This is a genomic window from Paenibacillus zeisoli (genome assembly GCF_003994465.1).
GTDB lineage: Bacteria > Bacillota > Bacilli > Paenibacillales > Paenibacillaceae > Fontibacillus > Fontibacillus zeisoli.
The window spans coordinates 432,975-451,025 of the sequence record NZ_RZNX01000001.1 but is presented as its reverse complement, the minus strand read 5'-3'; the positions used below and the strand labels follow the sequence as shown (position 1 = coordinate 451,025).

The following is an 18,051-nucleotide window of genomic DNA, read 5'->3' as shown; positions in this document are numbered from 1 at the left end:
CTGCCGAGGCAAACTGCTCTTTGTTTAATTCAACTATTGTTTCCCCGTTAGGTTAATGAACCTTTAGAAGAAGTATTGCTTCATGCTTATAATTTTCGAAATCATTTTCTTCATTCACCCAGGCAACTTCCACCGGTCTTAGCTGATAAAAACGAGCAACAGCTTCTTTACCATCAAGTTCACAAGTAACTACAATATTTAATTCTTTGCCTGGGAAGTTACGACGGAGTTTCTTCTTTTCCCATACGTCAGTTAATTTTAAAGCTATAGAGAGGTTCTCCAAGTGCAAATGGTTTATCGATGTCTCTCACTCAGTACGGTCTGAGTAAGTTGTTTTATCGAAACTACTCGGTAAATCTCTTGCAAAACAGCTAATCAAAATACAGCCATCCCATTCAACAAAATGGGCGTATTCATCATTATTATTAACCCCTGAAGGTTTGGTTTTAAGCAATAGTGTAGACATCGCTTCATTAGTTTTCACGGTAACCTCCAAGTTAGTTGAATGAACAAAGTATTTAACAAACGATTCTTTATTAGACCTACTTCCTGAATCAAAATGTTTTTTCAAAGTTCCAACCGGCATAAGTCCCATATTTTTTACCGTACATACTCATGAGGTGCGTTTGATAATCAATAAGCGCTAAGGCTTGCGTTTTGGTAGCTATAAACCTGACTTTGTCATCCATTTTGGAAATCTGCTGAATGGAAAATGACGATAGCGCGATTTCTTTTTCAAATTCTTTGGCGTTTACGAACGGAATCTCGAAATGATGTGATATGTGACAGGTATTAACTTCCCTAAGATTAATTCCGGAATCAGTTACTTTTTTGTCGTTAAATTCACATCGAATCTTTCGTTCTTCATCCGTTTCAATTATACCGGCAAGTCCTTCGCCGAATAGGTTGTCAATTTCGTATCGGTTATAATCCAAAATCCATTTTCGATGTAAATGGTATAAAGGCAAAAGAGCGCCTATGTCGAAACTGTAGACATCACAGCCGCGATCGTCATACATATGAAACAAAATACCTTTTGTTTTGTTATACAGGTAAATCTGGCCTCCGGCGCTAGGTTTACGCATGAAGTTGGCATTTTCAATGGATTCAAGTACATACAGCATTCGGATATCTTTCGCTATAACTTCAACTGTCCATTCTTTAGTGTAGATCTCATCATCCGACTCATCAAACTCATATGGCAAAGTACACGATCTCATTTGCTTCAATCGCGTTTGGAAGAAACGCTTTAATCGAATCTTACTGATTCGTTTTTCATTCGTACCATAGCTGGTGCGATGCATAAATATCACATCGTCTTTAGGATCGAAAATTGAACGATAGATGGCACTAGCGCGTTGAATACTTTCGTACCGATACGCCTCATTTATTAAATTTTCGAGTCCAAGTTCAAAACGAATATAAGGACCTTGAGCCCTGATTTCTTTTACAATATTCACTGCAAATTTCCCTTCGCTTTTCATTGAACTATCGTCTCCGTTAGTTTAATCATATCACCAATTTTTAACCAAATTTTTGAAAAAGATTATATGCTAAATTATCTTGCGAAAAAAGGAGTCCATCTGAACCCCCGTAAATCAAAATATCAGGGAAAGTGTGGAAGGAAAATATCCCCTTAGGGCTAATGTTTTGCCTGTACCGCATTTGAAGTGGAGACGGGCAAGTGTAGGTGCTTCCTCCCTCACTTTTTTCTTAATTAGGAATAGTATACTTTTTCTACTTTATATAATGTATACTCGATAGTTGGGCAAAGATCGGCATATATTTTGTAAAATTTAATTCGAAAGTATAAACTTTTTAAAAGTTCTTTATATTATTTTTTTGCTTAAAGGCAGGAAGAAATTCTGAACTTTTCTCCACATCACCAAAACTTTGAATCCATTGCTCTACATATGTCTTACTAAGTATTTTTCTTTTTAAAACACTAATTATGGTTCCTACCATTCTCTCATCTTCACCATCGGAGTAAATCCGATCTGTTATGGTCATCTTTTCGTATGCCAAATCGAGGATGGTTATGAGGTCGTTTTTATCCAGTTCGGAACATTGAGCCAAATCATCTAAAGCATCTGCTGCATGAGCTATGGCATGCGCCCAGCCTTTTTCTTCGTCATACCCACGGTAATCTCGCTCTTCTTGTACATTGTAAAATACTTTCTCTTTTATCTGATGAATTTTCTCTCTTGAGAGAAATGGTGACTCTCTATGCCTCAGGAAGAGGAGCGGTATGACTAGCATAGAGAAAGATCGAGTGAAGACAGAATCTGTTTTTGTTTCTCCAAGCTTAAAAAGCAAATGGTTATTATCCAGAACAACTGGTAGAAGTTGTTCTAGCTCGTTTTCAGTTAGAGAATTACCGGGAATCCAGTGTGATAAGGTTGTATAAATTAGCTCATCACGTAGCCCCGCATCCAAAGTACCGATGTTATTTATCATTTCTTGTATCAACTGGTATGTATCGGGAGGTGCTTGGTAGCCATTTTCTTTTATTAATATCAACTTTTCTTTTAAATTCATTTTACACGCTCCTACTAGAAATGTTTCAAAGTGACTTTTTTGAGGGTTCTCCTAGGGCCATTTTTGAACTTCTGTAATATTCTTCTCAATAGTCCCTCGATCACACTCCAAATGTAATTTGATCTTATTCTAATCGAAATCAATTGATTTCGATATATAAAAGATGTGTTCAATTAAACTATCCTGCCCGTTAGCTTAACGAATTAGAGTAGTGACAAGTAGTTAAATAAATATCTAATCGGTAATCGGACCATCTTCTTGTCCTTGACTCGGGACAAAAACTTGTACTGAAAAACAAAAAAGCCGCTAATTTAGCGACTTTCAATGGAAATGGGATCAAGTTCTTGTCCCTCGACACAACTATCGCGGTAAACACGTTTTACTTGTAAGCGAATATATCATCCAAGCAGCTGGATAGTAATATTCCAAACTCTCGTCGAATTCTTCATTTACGTTGAAATTGTACCCCAATAATGAGTCAAGTCGAAAGACTCAGCGGTTATCATAGATATTGATTGAATCACATCTTGAGGATTGTTAAAGTCATAAGGTTTAGTCCTGTGGTTCATGCCAAGTGTTTTGTTTAGTCGCTTAAACATCCAAGTGCTATTTCAGGTACTTAAATATCCGGCAGGTATTCCGGGTGAGGTCGATGAGAGATAGAATATGCACCTATTGGATTCATCATCTTCATCGGCCTCCTCTCCATAATAATAGTTAATGATACACACTATTCCATAATTTGTAAATCGTTATTTCAGATCCTACTTCACCTTTAAATGTAGATTAGGAGAGGTGCTGTAAACGGGTGAAGTCGATCTTATCTCAGATGTATCGTTGTTCCCCAGTACCGAATCCGTGACTTGATGGATGACTTCCCCCACATCATAAGCTGTCTCCAGCAGAGGATCAACCGCATTTATCTTCCCCTTCACATCGACTGTAATTTGATTGGCATTGCGGATGAGGTGTTTGGCCTCTTCAGACAATCCGCCCAGCGTCCCCCTTACTTCAGCCAAGGTTTTATCCACTTCACCCAGGGTACCCGTAGTCTTCTTCAATGTCTTGATCAAATATACATTAAGCGCTATAAAAGCAACTGCAGCCCCGGCCACGCTATGTTTTATTTTGATTTCCATAAGTCAGCTCTCCTTCCTTACTTCACACTTTATGTTCGAAGAAGCCGCCTCATTCCATATGCAAAGAGAGATTCCGATGGAAAGATAAAGCTTGTTGATCACACGGTATAGTTCTCGCCGGCGTTCCCCACGGAGTTGAACATATAACAGCGTAGTCGCAATCGCAGAACAGTTCTCCCACTTCAAGTCCTCGCTGTCTATTTTTACAACTTCCCCAATTCGACAACCGGTACTATATTGGAACTCGAGCATAGCCCTCTCCCTAAGTGAGTGATATCGTTTTCCCATCTTGGGATTTCGTCAGCTATTAGCGTTCATTTTGGTTTTTATCTTATATGAACTCTACATATCTATGATTCCACATATTTTCGTAAAAATTAATAGTCTCTTTTGCAGACATAGATGAATTATTTAATGTGGAGGTTGCGTGTTTTATCATAAGGTTTTTGTAACCCAGTCCATGAGCAAATTTAATAGTAGCATCCATACAGTATTCAGTTTGGGCACCACAAAATTCTATACTATGTACATTTAATTGATCTAAAATTTCTTTTAAGTTTGTTCTGTAAAAAGAGTTTGCATGTATTTTATTTACCAAAAAGTCTTGGGTTTGAACATCGAGTTTAGCATTAATAGCCCACTGTTCTTCTCCAGGTACTAATTCCTCATCACAGTGTTGAACAAAAACAATTGGTTTATGCAGCTTTCTGTACAAGGAGATTCTTTCATTTACTTTAGTAAGTAATTTTTCTAATCCAAACAAATGCTCTTTGCTGTAACAAACACCATTCTGTAAATCGACGACTATTAAAACATCCGCACAAATCCCCATAATTTCCACCTCAATATTTATCTTTAACTTTAAATTTTTACAATGATCAATTCCATTCAACTTTTGATTGCGGCCTGGGCTACTCGTGACTGCCACCAGATGAACAGAGGCGCTCCTATTACTTCTAGAATAGTAAAGCCAATATAGGGTGGGAGCGGCATACCAGCCAGCGCCAGCGATATTAGACGCCCAATGCCGCCGATGAAAATCATCAGCCATAGGAAGCGAAATAACACCGTTTCGCGTTCGATTCGTGGAAGCAGCCAGAAGGCGGCTGCACCTAGCCCAAGCCAGACTCCGGCGTAAAATCGCAGGTTGCTGTCGAGGGAAGCGTCCCGCGGTAAATGCAGCGTATTGTAAAGTGGATCATCTAGACCAGTCATGGCCAACAGGCCAGTGGCCGTAGGCACGCAAGCTAGGACTGCTGTAGCGATTTGAAGTAGGCGCCTGTTCATTTTAATCAACTCCTCAAAAAGTCTTAAACTCATTGTGCAGATTACATGCATTACAGCCCTTATATCGGTCCTTTAATCCAAATTATAACATATCAATTCAGTGTAATCTGCCTAATAAAAAGGGATTTAACCCACTCGATATAAGCCTATGCACAAGGACAAATAGGTGGGAATTCTTCACCCGGTGGTTCTTCATTACTGTCCTTAATAAGTAATTTTCAATGCAGTCAGTTCAAGTCGAGTCCGAAAAAAAATCATCTAAGCGTAGATGTTGTCATCCCTACCCTACAAGCTTACAATGGAACTAATTACCGCTTGGAGGGAAGATATGGAATTTAGACATATGGAGTATTTCACTGCACTTGCGGAGGAGCTGCACTTCACTCGCGCCGCAGAAAGAGTTGGCATTACACAACCGTCGCTCAGCCAGCAAATCCGGCTGCTTGAGGACGAATTCGGTACTTCACTCTTTGACCGTATTGGCAAAAAGACCGCTCTCACCGAAGCGGGAGCGATCCTTTTGCAGCATTGCTATCATATTATGCATGAACTTCAGCAAGCAAGAGTCGCCATTCGTTCACTGCAAGGACTGCAAAGGGGCTCAATGGATATCGGTGCCCTGTCCACGCTTGCCACAGCAAAACTTCCGAGTGTGCTTATGGCTTTTCACCGGGAGTTCCCATCGATCAAAGTGACTGTACGCAACCTATTAAGCGAAGAAATTTATGATGCCGTGCTTCAGAATCTTATCGATGTCGGGCTCTGTTATCTTCAGCCGGAGCATGCCCAGCGGGATCAGCTCGAGTGCATTCCGCTTTACACCGAACGCCTTGTACTGATTACTCCCTTGCAGCACCCGTTAGCGAACGTGGATGCCCCTCCCCTTAGTGCTATAGCCAGCTTCCCGTGCTTACTACCGGCAGAGCCCTTCCTTCGCCGTGTCATCCTAAAGGCTTGTGAGTCATCAGAGACCAGAATCTCCCCAGCTTTGGAGATAGACAGCCTCGAAGGAATTTTAGCCATGGTGCGCGAGGGCTTGGGTTTGGCCATCGTACCTTCCAGTCTGTTGCAAGAAAGTCATTATAGTAGAGTTACCGCCATTCCTTTAGAGCAAGACGGTTTCCAGCTTGAGGTAGGGATGGTATACCGGAAGCACAAGTTTTTATGCGCGGCGAGCAGGGTCTTCCTGGAAAGATTCGTCACCGCTTATAGAGACTAGTCAGTCGGCGATTGGTGCTCCGGACACTCCTTCAAAGAGGCTTCGTGGGACAAGTAATTTTGCAGCGCAGTGCAGTAGTGCGGCTTATCATCGCTTCCAGTGTTCGGCCTAAAGTTAACGCAGCCTCTGCATGGTTCCGCGACCGTCAGGTAGCCCTCCCGCTGTAAGGCTGTAATGACCGCTCCCAGCCCCAATTCCAGCATAGAAAGTGCTTCCGCAGGTAACGAAGCGATCGTACGCTCTAGCGCTTCCCCCCATCGTTCCAGTGCCTCCACTTGCTGCTTGCCTGCCGCTGTCAAGCGAATGATCGTGCTCCGACGATCACCCGGGTGCTGCAGCTTGTCGAGCAATCCCTTCACCACCAGCCCATTCACGATCTTCACAGCGGTGACATGGCTTGCGCCAATCGCCCTGGCGAAATGACCAACCGTAGCCATGTCCTCTCTGGTTTGACCCGCAAAGAGCAGCGCATGCACCTGTACCGGACTTAACCCCACCGCATCGCTTTCCATCTGGGTAATTTTCTTCACAGATTGGCTTACGCGAAATAGAGTCATACTCACCCGGGCTGAGGGTTGCTTCTCCCGGTCGGCTGCATGGAAGAACATCCGGCATCACACCTCTCGTACGGGCATACGAACTTTGGCAAAAGCGAAAAGAAGCCGCACTGGGCAGCCTCTTCCCCTTAGTTAGCTTCCTTTTACATCGTCCAAGCTCGCACCGTAATTGATGTGGTATACTACCTGATTGATCACGATTGCCGGAACAGATTTCACCCCAGCCTGCTCTGCCTCCTCGATCCGGGAACGGTCTGTGCCCAGATGTACGACCTCTACCGCTACCTTCGTCGGATCTAGGTATTCTAGAAATACCTGCTCTGCCTCTACACATACCGGACAACCCGCGTGATAAAATACTCCTTTTGCCATGCTGCATCTCTCCTCTAATATATATTATGTAGCCTTGCTACATTTATATCGTAATCGAGTTGAGATTACCAAACAATTCCAAATTTCTTATGATAATGATTGGCTGCGCCTATGATAAAGATGCATGGGACAAGAACTTGTACCGATAAAACAAAAAAGCCGCTAAAAATTAGCGACTTTCTATGGACCATGTTATTGGCCCTCTACACCTTCATAGTATTGCGCGATCTCCACGATTAAAGCACCCATTCGTTCTTTCTCCGGCACGATAATCCGGCTTATCCCTCGATCTCGAAGGGCTTCAGCCGTTACTTTGCCGACAGCGGCAGCCAGTACATCCTTTTCAAAGACGGATTTCAGCTCTTCTTCATGTCCATGTTCTCTTGCATAATCAAATAAATATCCGACTTGAACTCTCGTCGTGAAGCAGACGGCATCCACTTCCCGCTGAATCAGTTCATTCAGAATCGATGCAAGGGTCTGCTGTTCAGGGGCTTGATAATGATAAGGCAGTATGGCCTGAACATCCATGCCACCCTTGTTTTTGATAAACTGATATAACTCCGACGATAACTCGCCATGAAGCTGAATCCACACCTTCTGATCGTTAAAATCGAACACCTCAAGCTTTTCGATCATACTGGCAATCGTTCCATCGTCATCACAGACGACCGGATGAATACCAGATTTCTTGAGAAAAGCGTTTGTTTTGTAACCGCGGCAGGCAATCTTGGTTTCTTTCAATCTCTCTTCGAAATCAGAGACAGCATTAAGCCTCTCCGCAGCTTGAATCATAGCTTCAAATCCAATCCCTGTCGTGAAAATAAACCAGTCTGCTCCCTGCTGGATAAAACGCTTTACATCCTCTTCCACTTCAACCGGATCCGAGTACGTTAATCCCTGAAGTGACCGGACAAGGGGGACCCCGCCTCTTCGTTCAATAATTTCACTCATTTCTTCCGTTTTCCGCGACCCGGCAATGACAATTTTCTTGTTCTGAAGGTCTTTACTCATGGAACTCCCCTCCTTCATTCTTAAATAATCCAATTCGCACTTCATCTCCGAGAACATCAACCGGATATGTCCGGACCTGTCCCGTATCAGGATCAAGCACATGACCATCCGCCAACGAAATTTGCCAGTCACAGATCGGGTCGAACAGGACTTGCCCGGATATAATTCCTTCTGCAATGGTGCCTCCACGCGGCCCAGGGCTTTTATTTTCAAGTGCATAGATTTGTCCGTCCGTTGTCTTGAATACCGCAATCTCTTCCTTACCCAAGTGGACAACCCGTCCCAGTCTCTCCGTGAAATCATCTACATGGCCAACCAGGTAATATGTGTATTCATTTCCGTCTACTATCGGTTCCATCTTGCAACCCCTTCCTAATTACTAGTCCTGTTTCGTAGAGACACTGATCTCTTCAAACATCCGTTCCCTTAAATTTGAATTATTCAGGATTTCACTCCAAGGTTCCTTCACCTGCGCCAAAGCGACCTCCATACGCTCAGCCAAAGCCCTGCGGTTATCCAGATCATTGACTACGGCTTCGGTGACGGATTTAAGTCCCCTCCTTTCGATCCATTCCGAGGTTCGCTCCAGATACTTGCCTGTCTCCCGGTAATGCTGCATGAATGCGGAGACAATCTCAAGAAGCTCTTCATCTGTTCGCACCTTGCACAGCAGTTCAGCAAGCCGGGCCTTAATCCCGCCATTACCACCAACGTAGATCTCCCAAGCGCCCTCATTGCCGACGATGCCGATATCCTTGGTTGATGATTCCGCACAGTTACGCGGACAGCCGTTAACAGCAAGCTTGAACTTGGCTGGCATATCTAACCGCTCGAACTTCTTCTCCAGTATGATTCCCATACCCATCGAATCTTTCGTGCCAAAACGGCAGAACTGTGATCCCACGCAGGTCTTCACCGTACGCAGCGCCTTCGCATACGCATATCCGGACGGCATGCCAAGGTCTTGCCAGATCTTCGGCAGGTCCTCCTTCTTGACCCCAAGCAGGTCAAGCCGCTGACCACCGGTTACCTTAACGAGCTTGATGTTGTATTTCACGGCAATATCGGCAATGAGTCTGAGATCCTCCGGTGTGGTTACTCCGCCGTACATCCGCGGCACAACGCCAAAAGTTCCGTCCTTCTGGATGTTCGCATGCATCCGTTCATTCACAAAACGTGAGTCCTTCTCGTCCACATGCTCAGCCGGCCAGATCATACCCAAATAGTAGTTCAGCGCAGGACGACATTTGGAGCAGCCCTCCGGGTTATCCCATTCCAGCGCATACCTTACCTCCTTGGAGGTGATCAGCCCCTTTTCCTTGATCGCTGTCACGACCTCATCTCTGCTCAGTGTGGTACAGGTACAGATGGCTTCCTGTTTTGCCGCCGCTGAATCATATTTGTCCCCAAGCACGTATTGAAGAATCTGCTCTACAACAGGCCGGCAGCCTCCACAAGAACGCGAAGCACTTGTTGCTACCTTGATCTCTTCCACCGTGGTTAATCCTTTTTCGTTAATGGCATCCACAATGTGCTTTTTCGTTACCCCATTACAACCACATACGATTTCCTCATCCGCCAGATCTGCGACTGTATTCACTGTTTCGGCCGAAGCTTGTCCCACAATCGCATTATGAATGGCTTCTGTCATTACGGTGCCTGTTCGAATCCACTGCTGCAGCCTGGAGGATTCCTTTCCGTCTCCAACCAGGACACCGCCGACAATCCGTCCGTTGCGCAGCAGCACTTTTTTGTAAATACGCCGCCAGTCATCATGCACCCGCACAATAGACAGCCCTTCCGCATCCATAAATTCACCAGCGGAGAACACGTCTACGCCAGATATTTTGAGTTGAGTAGATACTACAGATCCTTCATACGGCTTCGTATCCACTCCACATAGATGCTTAGCAAGTACAGCCCCCTGCTCAAATAGCGGAGCTACGAGCCCATAGCTAATACCGCGATGCTCGTTACACTCCCCTACCGCATAGATATCCGGTACTGAAGTACGCATGAAATCATCCACAAGAATCCCGCGATTTACCTCAATGCCGCTTTCCTTGGCTAATGCCGTGTTTGGCCTGATCCCCACTGCCATGACTACGAATTCTGCATCTAGCGTTGTTCCGTCTGAGAACCGAATACCGCTGACCCGATCATCTCCCAGAAACTCCTCAGTCTGTTTGCCGGTAGCAAATTTCAGACCCTGGCTTTCCAGCTCTGCCTGAAGCATCAGTGAGGCGGTATGATCGAGCTGACGTTCCATAATCTCTTCGAACAGATGGACCACTGTCACATCCATCCCAAGTTTAAGCAGCCCTTTGGCCGCCTCGAGTCCTAGCAAGCCACCGCCAATAACAGCAGCCTTCTTGTACTGATCTGCTGCATGTAGCATGTTCTGGCAATCTGCGATATCTCTGAAACCTACAATTCCTTCTTTATCCGCTCCTGGAACAGGAAGTATAAACGGGGTTGAACCGGTTGCAATGATGAGGGTGTCATAGGGAACTTCCATCCCATTGTCTGCCTTCACGATTTTCTGTTCCGTATCAATATGCGTTACCGTCGTGCCCGTATAGAGTTCTATTCCGTTCTCTAAGTACCAATCCCAGTCGTTCAGAATGATGTCTTCTACTGCTTTACTCTTCTCTAGCACATACGATAACTGAATACGATTGTAGTTGGGATAAGGCTCGCTTCCAAATACGGTGATCCTGTAGGTGCTGGGCGCCAGTTTTAATATCTGCTCCACCGTGTTGATGCCCGCCATCCCGTTGCCAATCAAGACTAGATGCCGACGTTCTTGTACTTTCACCATGCAGAAACCTCCTAAATAGATATACGAATCCATGCATAAGAGAACTTGTAACCTACTAAACATCACACGTACAACCGAACCATTTTTAGCAGATTTTCTCTATTTCCATCATAAGAAAAGAAGGTTATAGAAGCAAACCTCATTACTTTAATTTTTAACTGAATGATTCATCTTTTGGTAACCTGGTGTCTCTCTTCTGGCTTGGCATGAAAAAAAGGAGCTTCTGCTAGTTAGAAGCTCCTTTGATTGATTCAGCATCTTGTTGTGCTCGTTCAATGAATTCCTTCACTTGGAAGATTCTTTGGTACGATAATCCCCCTCTATCCTCTTCTTAATTATTCTCAAATTTTACTCGGTACCGTTCTATGACTCCAAGATATACAGTTGTAGGATACGTATCTAAAGGCTCATGTTCTTGTCCTACGACAGCAGCCTCGTTAACTTCCTTTATTCAACTATCGTTTCCCTTAGATCAACAAGTAATAGATTTATCATGTATTATATTAATGGAAATTAAATGAAGGGTAGTGTTTTTTTATTGAAAACTTTTTATTGTGATCTGGAAATCACTTTAAATGTCATTGGCGGGAAGTGGAGGCCTCTTATTCTGTATTATTTAATAAAAGGTCCTAAACGGACCGGTGAATTGAAAAGGCTCATACCCACAATATCTCAGAAAATGTTAGTCCAGTCGTTACGGGAATTGGAGAGTGCTAATTTGATTATAAGAAAAATGTACAATCAGGTACCACCAAAAGTGGAATATTCAATATCAGAAATGGGTATGTCACTTGAACCCACTTTGCGAGCTCTTTGTGATTGGGGCCAAAATTATGCAGAGAAGAACTTGAGCAAGGATGAATATCGGAGATTAAATGTAGAATAGAGTACTTTCATTGACCCATTTATTCTGCACTTCATCACAATTATCACATTTTAGTTACTATGTAACCCAAAAGTACGTACTATTTTAAAAGTTATAGATGGAACATAATAAGACTTGTGGCCATGAAGAAAATCAAAGATATTATGCGTGACGTGGGCGCAAATGCCTGCTGCTTTGTCAATGGTTCCTGACTGGACAGGCCGCGTTCTTATTGATGCTACCAACCGTTTTGAAAATACGGAACCTCTACTTGGTGAATGGTCAGGAAAGAATTCAAGTGAAATCATAGCCCAATATGCTCCGGGTGCTCATGTAATTAAAGCTTTTAATAGTGTTCCGATGGAATGGATTAAGATTACACGGAAGAGAAGCCGAAGACTGTCCTGTTCATGTCCGGTGACGACATCCAGGTAAAACAAGTCTTGAAAGAAATTTGGGACAAGATTGGCTTTGCCTGTATTGATCTTGGATCCTTGAGCCAGGGCGGTCTTCTGCAACAAATGGGAGGACCACTCGCCGGATTGAATTTAAATCTGCTGGATCAATACACTGTTTGATAACGTTATTCTATATTGCAACTGGTTTATCAATACAAGTTCAAAGGGGTTACTAATATGGGTAAAATACTTATTACTGGAGCAACGGGTAATCTTGGCAGCAGGACACTAAACCTTCTTCTTAAAAAGATTCCTGCAAATCAGGTCGCTGTATTGGTACGTGATCCGCAATCCGAAAAAATCGAAAGATTTGTTAAAGAAGGTGTAGAGGCCCATCAGGGCGACTATTTTGATTATAACTCCCTTTTGCGAGCTTTTAATGGTGTTGACAAAGTCATGCTTATCTCCGCGCAAGCATTTACCGACCGTAATACGCAACATTTCAATGTCATTGCAGCTGCAAAGCAGGCTGGGGTTAAACAAGTGATCTTCACGTCGATCATACGAAGAGAAAATTCAAATCTTATTGTGCCCGAAGTGTCGATGTCAGACTTATTTGCTGAACAAACGCTTAAAGCATCCGGACTAGCTTATACCATTCTGCGGAATCCACCGTATCTTGAAGTCATGCATATGTATTTCGGAGATGCGCTTAAATCCGGCGTGCGAGTACCAGAAGGTTCCGGCAAAGTTGCCGCTGCATCTCTGGATGATTTAGCGGCAGCTAACGTAGCCGTTCTCACTCAACACGGGCACGAAAATAAGTCATACACTCTAAGTGGCAGCGAGGGAAGCTCTTTTGCAGACATCGCTGAAGCCCTCTCGGAGATTAGTGAGATGAATATCCCTTATGAGGCAGTTAGCGAAAAAGAGTATATAGACTCTATGGTAGCGAATGGCTTGCCTGTATTCATGACTGATTTCTTATTAGGCTGGGTGCGAGGAGTCAACACTGGAGAATTTTCGGAGACATCCGGGGATCTTGAACGTCTGATTGGCCGAAAACCTATGACATTTAAGGAATTCTTTAAATCTCAGTTTTCTAAAGTTGAAGATTGAAAGCTGGGTATGTTTTAGACTAAATTTGAAAAAGAAACAGCGACAGCCAAGGACGACAAAATTGACTGTCGCTATTGTATTGAGCTAACATTTCCCGCCCGGGATGACTTATAATTCGCTTTACTACTCGTTAAGGTCTACCTCTAATCCGTTTAATTGCATCCTCAGTCACTGGCTCACTGATGTTAAGAAAGTTGCCATCGGGATCGCGGAACAGCATAGAACGATTCCCCCCGCCTTCAGTGGATTCTTTCATGTAAAAGTTCAACTAAGTGATCAGATAATCGAACAAATTCAACACCATTTCCTAAATCAGCGAATTTACCATTTTCGTAATAACTAAACTGGAACATGATCGTTCCCGTACCATCCAGACGTCTAATAACGACTGATTTTTTCTTACCTCTGTCTTTACGAATGTCAAACTCTGAATGAGAGCGAATGTCTTCTTTATATTTTTTCATCTGTTGAAATATAAAATCTATCTCATCTTTATCATTCACAATCGATTTCATTGTCCATCCTTCGTCGTCTTCATAGCTTAAGTATTCAATCTGGGCAGGGTATTTATAAAAACTCCAATCATATCTTGTTATTCCATCTTGTTTAAATGAGACTGGGTTAATTCTAATGTTGCACCATCTCCGCTAGGGAATGTAAGTCAAGTTTTTCAGTCAAGTTTCTTGACTTATCCATTTATACACGTATATCCACATTGCTTTCTAGTCCAACTAATGACGCAGAGCCTGACATCTTTCCATACATATGAACTAATTCATCATAAAATGAAGTTAACTCATTCGTTCTAAGATCCGCTGGAAAATTAACATTAAACCCAGGTATTTCGGATCGACGTGATATTTCATGTACCCTAAAGTTCATCAATTTATGCTGCCGGTTTCATGTGAACCAGGAGTATAAGCAGAGTCATACTTAACTCGCGCCTCTACAACTTGAGTGTAATTTTCTCTTCCCCACTGCCTTAACTCTTTCATCGGCTGAAGCAATGTTTCCCCTAATATTGTTAGTGAATACTCGACACTTAGAGGTACAGTAGGAGTAATATGTCGTTGAACCACTCCATCACGTTCTAGCTTGCGTACCGTCTGGGTAAGCATTTTTTTAGAAACCCCCGCAACCCTCCGAAGCATTTCTCCATATCTGATTTTACCGTCTTCCATGGCATATATAACAAGTGCTGACCACTTGTTAGAGATAATGTCAAGAACTTTGCTATAGCCGCAATTGGATAACGAAATATCAGATTGTTTAGTTGTAGATGAATGCGCCAAACAATTCCCCTCCTATGCACTATGAAGTTTCCAGGACACTTTAAAGTGCCTACTTATATCATTCTATTTTTTGTATTACTGTATGTCTATACCAGTACTGAGCAGCTTAAGCTTAATCTGCCATAGCAAAGAAACCTCTTAAGGGCGAATCCGAGTCTTCCAAGAGCAAGAAAATGCGCTCCCGAAAAGGGTTACCTTGCACTGGATTACTACGATGGGTAGGTAAAAAACATGACAAATATTATAAAAATGCATCCCAAGCTATATGTATTGGATAACGGTCGAATGAGCATGGATAAAAATTGGATCATCTCCATGCATAATCCAGCAACAATTAATAACCCGAATGCCCAGACACAATTTGTGGAGTTTCCAATTTATACGGTATTGATTGATCATCCTGAGGGGAAAATCTTGTTTGATACAGCCTGCAACCCAAACTCAATGGGCGTTCAAGGGCGCTGGGCACAATCGACCCAACTGTCGTCTCCATGGGTGGCAAGCGAGGAATGTTACCTGCATAACCGATTGGAGCAGCTTAAGGTTAGACCCGAGGAAATCAAGTATGTTGTTGCCTCCCACTTGCATCTAGACCATGCAGGATGCCTCGAATTGTTCACGAACGCGACCATTATCGTCCATGAGAATGAGTTTAATGGAGCACTGCAGACCTACGCCCGCAATGAAAAAGAAGGAGCCTATGTATGGGCTGATATTGATGCATGGATCAAAAACCAGCTGCAATGGAAAACGATCAAACCGGGAGAAGACAATTTGGATCTGGTGGATGGTATCAAAATCTTGAATTTCGGAAGCGGTCATGCTTGGGGAATGTTAGGTCTCCAGATCGAAATGCCAGAAACCGGTGGAATTATTTTAGCTTCCGATGCCATATACACCGCGGAAAGTTTTGGTCCTCCGGTCAAGCCGCCTGGTATTATTTATGATTTGATCGGCTATCGAAACACAGTAGAGAAAATTCGCACTTTGGCTGCCCGCACGAATTCCCAAGTGTGGTTCGGGCATGATACGGATCAATTCAAAACTTTGAGAAAATCTACTGAAGGATATTATGAATAACTCAACCTTCTCATACGGACGAAAAATCATCTATGCCACCATTAACCGCACGCTGGCTTCTCGCAACATCGCTCTTTTTGGGTAGTAGCACCAAGCTACAGCTACCGAATGCCGTTCATCTTTACACAAATCGGTCTTGTTAAAGCAAGAAGTAATTTATCATCGTGCATCGATATATATTGTGTCCCAACCCAACATTTAATTTTCATAGTTTCCGAAATCCAAACTCAATATCAAGTTACTTTTCAAAATTTACGCTTCCGAATCCATAAGACCGATGAATTTCCGGATTGGCTGTCGTCTATATAAAAGAAGGCATAATGAACACAAACTAATTTGACGAAGAGGTGTTTTGAAGATGGCATTAACGTCCACATTCACAAGTTTAAACCTTCCTGTAAAAAACGTAGAACAATCGAAAGCGTTCTTCACCGGACTCGGATTCGAACTCAACCCACAATTCCCTGACAGTGAGAATACGGTAGCTATTGTAATCGGCGACAACCTGCAGGTCATGCTGATCAATCATGCATTCTTTAATACGCTCACGGAGAGGGAGTCCGTCGATACGAGCAAGTATGCTCAGATGACGATCGCATTGGCCTTTGAGAGCAGGGAAAAGGTTGATGAAATCGTGAATACCGCGGTCTCTTTGGGCGGGAAATTGCATGCTGAACCTGAAGATCATGGTTCCATGTATCATTGGGGCTTTGTGGACCTGGACGGCCATCTGTGGGCTATTAATTACATGAACATGGATGCAACACAAGGTTAACGCTAACGGAGAGCACATTCGTACTAGGGATCAAAAAGATAGACGCCGGGCATCTTCCCCGGCGTCTTCTTCGCTATGATTAGTTTTGTTCGGTATAGGATTTGAAATTGTCCATGATGGCTTGCCAGCCTGCTTGCTGGAACTCGACGGGATTTGAGCTTTCCGCGTCGAACGTTTCAATGACCTTCGTCTCATTCCCTAGATCGATGAAAGAAATATCCACTCTTCTTCCGTCTTCCATGGTGTAGCCGATCGCCTCATGATGTTTCACGACATCGTAGACGCCGCCAAAATCAAAGCCCATGCTGCCATCCTTCGCTTCCATACGTGTCTGAAACTTGCCGCCGACCCGTAGATCGTTCTCGGCTCTCGGCGCATGCCAGTCCTCGGATGCTTGATTCCACTTCGTGATGTGATCCGGCTCGGTCCAATAGCGCCATACCTTCTCGACAGGGGATTGAATAACAGCTTGCACGGTTACTTTCGTCGGGTGATTCGTTTCCATTTTAAATAGACACCTCTCTCATGATATTCGTCATTTGGTTGTTCTCAATAATATAGACGTAAGCCAATGACGAAATTCATCGGTCCATTCGCTCAGGCAGCCCAAATCGGGAAAATAATGGCGTATGAATGAAGTTTTGAACGTGCAGGATTTGATTTTCTTTGGTTACGATGACATGGATGCCCCAGGGTACCAGACCAGAACCGTCTTTGTCCAGCATGTACTGGGCAAGCGCCGGGTAACCGCCATTCACCTTAACGGGTACAAATCGCGAACCTTCGCAATGCCAGCGAGTAAGCGAAAAGAAGGCGGACAAATCTTCTTTGCCGCGGATCCACATCTCGAAGGGTGGCATCGACATGCAGCCTTCCTCGTGGAATAACGCGACGAGCGCAGAAATATCGAACTTCTCGAAAGCCTCCACATACCGGGACAGCAGCTCCTGTTCCGGTTGAACGTCCATGCTGCTGAGCTCATCCGAGCGAAGCTGCGCCCGGCCCATCGTCTCTCGGGCTCTTTGCAAGGCGCTGTTCACAGCTGCCGGCGATATCGAAAGCATCTCAGCGATCTGCTTGGAGGACCATTCAAATACATCCTTCAAGATGAGTACCGCGCGCTGCCGCGGAGGCAAGGTCTGCAGGAGAGCGATGAAGCACAATTGAAGGGTATCTCTGCGGACGAGCCGATCCTCCGGATTACCCCCAAAGTCGGGAGACGGCCAGATCCAGGCAGAGTCCGGCAATGTTTCGCGCGGCGTGGCGATGGCGACGGCCGGGCCCTGCAAGTCAACGGGAAGCGCACGGCGTTTGGATTGTCTCAGCTTATCCAAGCACAGGTTGGAGGCAATCCGATAGACCCAAGTTTTGAACGAGGAATCTTGTCTGAACGTGCTCCAGCTCTGCCAGACCCGAATACTCGTCTCCTGAACCGCATCGTCCGCATCGTCCATGGAGCCTAGCATTCGGTAACAGAACGAGGTTAAGCCCGGCTTCAAGCTTGCAAATAATGTTTCGTCAAATACGGTCTCGTGCATTACGGCCTCCCTTAACGATCTCCCCCGAAGGGTTGTA

General features: G+C 44.1%; 21 protein-coding genes. 5 read left to right on the top strand and 16 right to left on the bottom strand.

The window, feature by feature from the left end; all coding sequences use genetic code 11:
- Positions 1-52: 52 nt before the first annotated feature.
- The 7 genes from EJP77_RS02085 to EJP77_RS02055 all read right to left on the bottom strand — a co-directional run bounded on the left by EJP77_RS02085 (position 53) and on the right by EJP77_RS02055 (position 4,964).
- Entirely contained in the window at positions 53-289 is a 237-nt protein-coding gene (locus tag EJP77_RS02085; RefSeq protein ID WP_127197524.1) for a hypothetical protein, read from the bottom strand.
- An 18-nt stretch (positions 290-307) separates the two neighbouring features.
- Positions 308-484 carry a hypothetical protein gene (locus EJP77_RS20545; protein ID WP_185897111.1) on the bottom strand — a complete coding sequence of 59 codons (177 nt, stop codon included), beginning with the start codon at positions 482-484 and terminating at the stop codon, positions 308-310.
- 70 nt (positions 485-554) lie between these two features.
- Positions 555-1,484, bottom strand: a complete 930-nt coding sequence (locus EJP77_RS02080; RefSeq protein WP_127197523.1) for a DUF3885 domain-containing protein — start codon at positions 1,482-1,484, stop codon at positions 555-557.
- A gap of 334 nt (positions 1,485-1,818) precedes the next feature.
- Positions 1,819-2,538 carry a DUF2785 domain-containing protein gene (locus EJP77_RS02075; RefSeq protein ID WP_246021622.1) on the bottom strand — a complete coding sequence of 240 codons (720 nt, stop codon included), beginning with the start codon at positions 2,536-2,538 and terminating at the stop codon, positions 1,819-1,821.
- 764 nt (positions 2,539-3,302) lie between these two features.
- Complete coding sequence (locus EJP77_RS02070; RefSeq protein WP_127197522.1) at positions 3,303-3,677, bottom strand: DUF948 domain-containing protein; 375 nt, start codon at positions 3,675-3,677, stop codon at positions 3,303-3,305.
- A 331-nt stretch (positions 3,678-4,008) separates the two neighbouring features.
- Positions 4,009-4,509 (bottom strand): cysteine hydrolase family protein, encoded by a 501-nt coding sequence (locus tag EJP77_RS02060; RefSeq protein ID WP_127198263.1) that lies wholly within the window; start codon positions 4,507-4,509, stop codon positions 4,009-4,011.
- A gap of 56 nt (positions 4,510-4,565) precedes the next feature.
- Positions 4,566-4,964: a DUF4345 domain-containing protein gene (locus EJP77_RS02055; protein WP_127197520.1), complete on the bottom strand. Its 399-nt coding sequence runs from the start codon at positions 4,962-4,964 to the stop codon at positions 4,566-4,568.
- A 328-nt stretch (positions 4,965-5,292) separates the two neighbouring features.
- Between EJP77_RS02055 and EJP77_RS02050 the strand changes: the two genes are divergently transcribed.
- The gene (locus tag EJP77_RS02050; RefSeq protein ID WP_185897109.1) at positions 5,293-6,183 is read left to right on the top strand and encodes a LysR family transcriptional regulator; all 891 of its coding nucleotides are present in this window, start codon (positions 5,293-5,295) and stop codon (positions 6,181-6,183) included.
- On the opposite strand, the gene EJP77_RS02045 is transcribed toward EJP77_RS02050, so the two are convergent.
- From EJP77_RS02045 to nirB, 5 genes are all read right to left on the bottom strand, one after another.
- Positions 6,180-6,791, bottom strand: coding sequence for a MarR family winged helix-turn-helix transcriptional regulator (locus EJP77_RS02045; RefSeq protein ID WP_127197518.1), 612 nt, complete (start codon positions 6,789-6,791; stop codon positions 6,180-6,182). The genes EJP77_RS02050 and EJP77_RS02045 overlap by 4 nt on opposite strands.
- Before the next feature lie 81 nt (positions 6,792-6,872).
- A complete protein-coding gene (locus EJP77_RS02040; protein WP_127197517.1) occupies positions 6,873-7,112 on the bottom strand; it encodes a thioredoxin family protein in 240 nt (79 codons plus the stop codon).
- A 192-nt stretch (positions 7,113-7,304) separates the two neighbouring features.
- Entirely contained in the window at positions 7,305-8,126 is an 822-nt protein-coding gene (locus tag EJP77_RS02035; protein ID WP_127197516.1) for a uroporphyrinogen-III synthase, read from the bottom strand.
- Positions 8,119-8,484 carry a nitrite reductase (NAD(P)H) small subunit gene (locus tag EJP77_RS02030; RefSeq protein ID WP_127197515.1) on the bottom strand — a complete coding sequence of 122 codons (366 nt, stop codon included), beginning with the start codon at positions 8,482-8,484 and terminating at the stop codon, positions 8,119-8,121. Before EJP77_RS02030 ends, EJP77_RS02035 begins: the two co-directional genes overlap by 8 nt.
- 21 nt (positions 8,485-8,505) lie before the next feature.
- Positions 8,506-10,947 carry a nitrite reductase large subunit NirB gene (gene nirB, locus EJP77_RS02025; protein WP_127197514.1) on the bottom strand — a complete coding sequence of 814 codons (2,442 nt, stop codon included), beginning with the start codon at positions 10,945-10,947 and terminating at the stop codon, positions 8,506-8,508.
- Between the two features lie 538 nt (positions 10,948-11,485).
- On the opposite strand from nirB, the gene EJP77_RS02020 reads away from it, so the two are divergent.
- Both EJP77_RS02020 and EJP77_RS02015 read left to right on the top strand, forming a co-directional pair.
- Complete coding sequence (locus tag EJP77_RS02020; protein WP_108465545.1) at positions 11,486-11,833, top strand: winged helix-turn-helix transcriptional regulator; 348 nt, start codon at positions 11,486-11,488, stop codon at positions 11,831-11,833.
- A 614-nt stretch (positions 11,834-12,447) separates the two neighbouring features.
- Positions 12,448-13,329 (top strand): SDR family oxidoreductase, encoded by an 882-nt coding sequence (locus tag EJP77_RS02015; RefSeq protein ID WP_127197513.1) that lies wholly within the window; start codon positions 12,448-12,450, stop codon positions 13,327-13,329.
- 239 nt (positions 13,330-13,568) lie between these two features.
- Here the strand turns inward: EJP77_RS02015 and EJP77_RS02010 are convergent, their stop codons facing one another.
- A complete protein-coding gene (locus EJP77_RS02010) occupies positions 13,569-13,844 on the bottom strand; it encodes a hypothetical protein (RefSeq protein ID WP_127197512.1) in 276 nt (91 codons plus the stop codon).
- A 366-nt stretch (positions 13,845-14,210) separates the two neighbouring features.
- Positions 14,211-14,621 (bottom strand): winged helix-turn-helix transcriptional regulator, encoded by a 411-nt coding sequence (locus EJP77_RS02005; RefSeq protein WP_246021619.1) that lies wholly within the window; start codon positions 14,619-14,621, stop codon positions 14,211-14,213.
- Positions 14,622-14,852: 231 nt separating this feature from the next.
- On the opposite strand from EJP77_RS02005, the gene ahlS reads away from it, so the two are divergent.
- Complete coding sequence (gene ahlS / locus EJP77_RS02000) at positions 14,853-15,701, top strand: AhlS family quorum-quenching N-acyl homoserine lactonase (protein WP_127197511.1); 849 nt, start codon at positions 14,853-14,855, stop codon at positions 15,699-15,701.
- Between the two features lie 358 nt (positions 15,702-16,059).
- Positions 16,060-16,476, top strand: a complete 417-nt coding sequence (locus tag EJP77_RS01990) for a VOC family protein (protein ID WP_127197510.1) — start codon at positions 16,060-16,062, stop codon at positions 16,474-16,476.
- Between the two features lie 79 nt (positions 16,477-16,555).
- Here EJP77_RS01990 and EJP77_RS01985 read toward each other — a convergent pair whose 3' ends face one another.
- Both EJP77_RS01985 and EJP77_RS01980 read right to left on the bottom strand, forming a co-directional pair.
- Positions 16,556-16,981, bottom strand: coding sequence for an SRPBCC family protein (locus EJP77_RS01985; RefSeq protein WP_127197509.1), 426 nt, complete (start codon positions 16,979-16,981; stop codon positions 16,556-16,558).
- 76 nt (positions 16,982-17,057) lie between these two features.
- On the bottom strand, positions 17,058-18,014 hold the full coding sequence (locus tag EJP77_RS01980) for a sigma-70 family RNA polymerase sigma factor (RefSeq protein WP_127197508.1): 957 nt from the start codon (positions 18,012-18,014) through the stop codon (positions 17,058-17,060).
- Positions 18,015-18,051 lie beyond the last annotated feature (37 nt).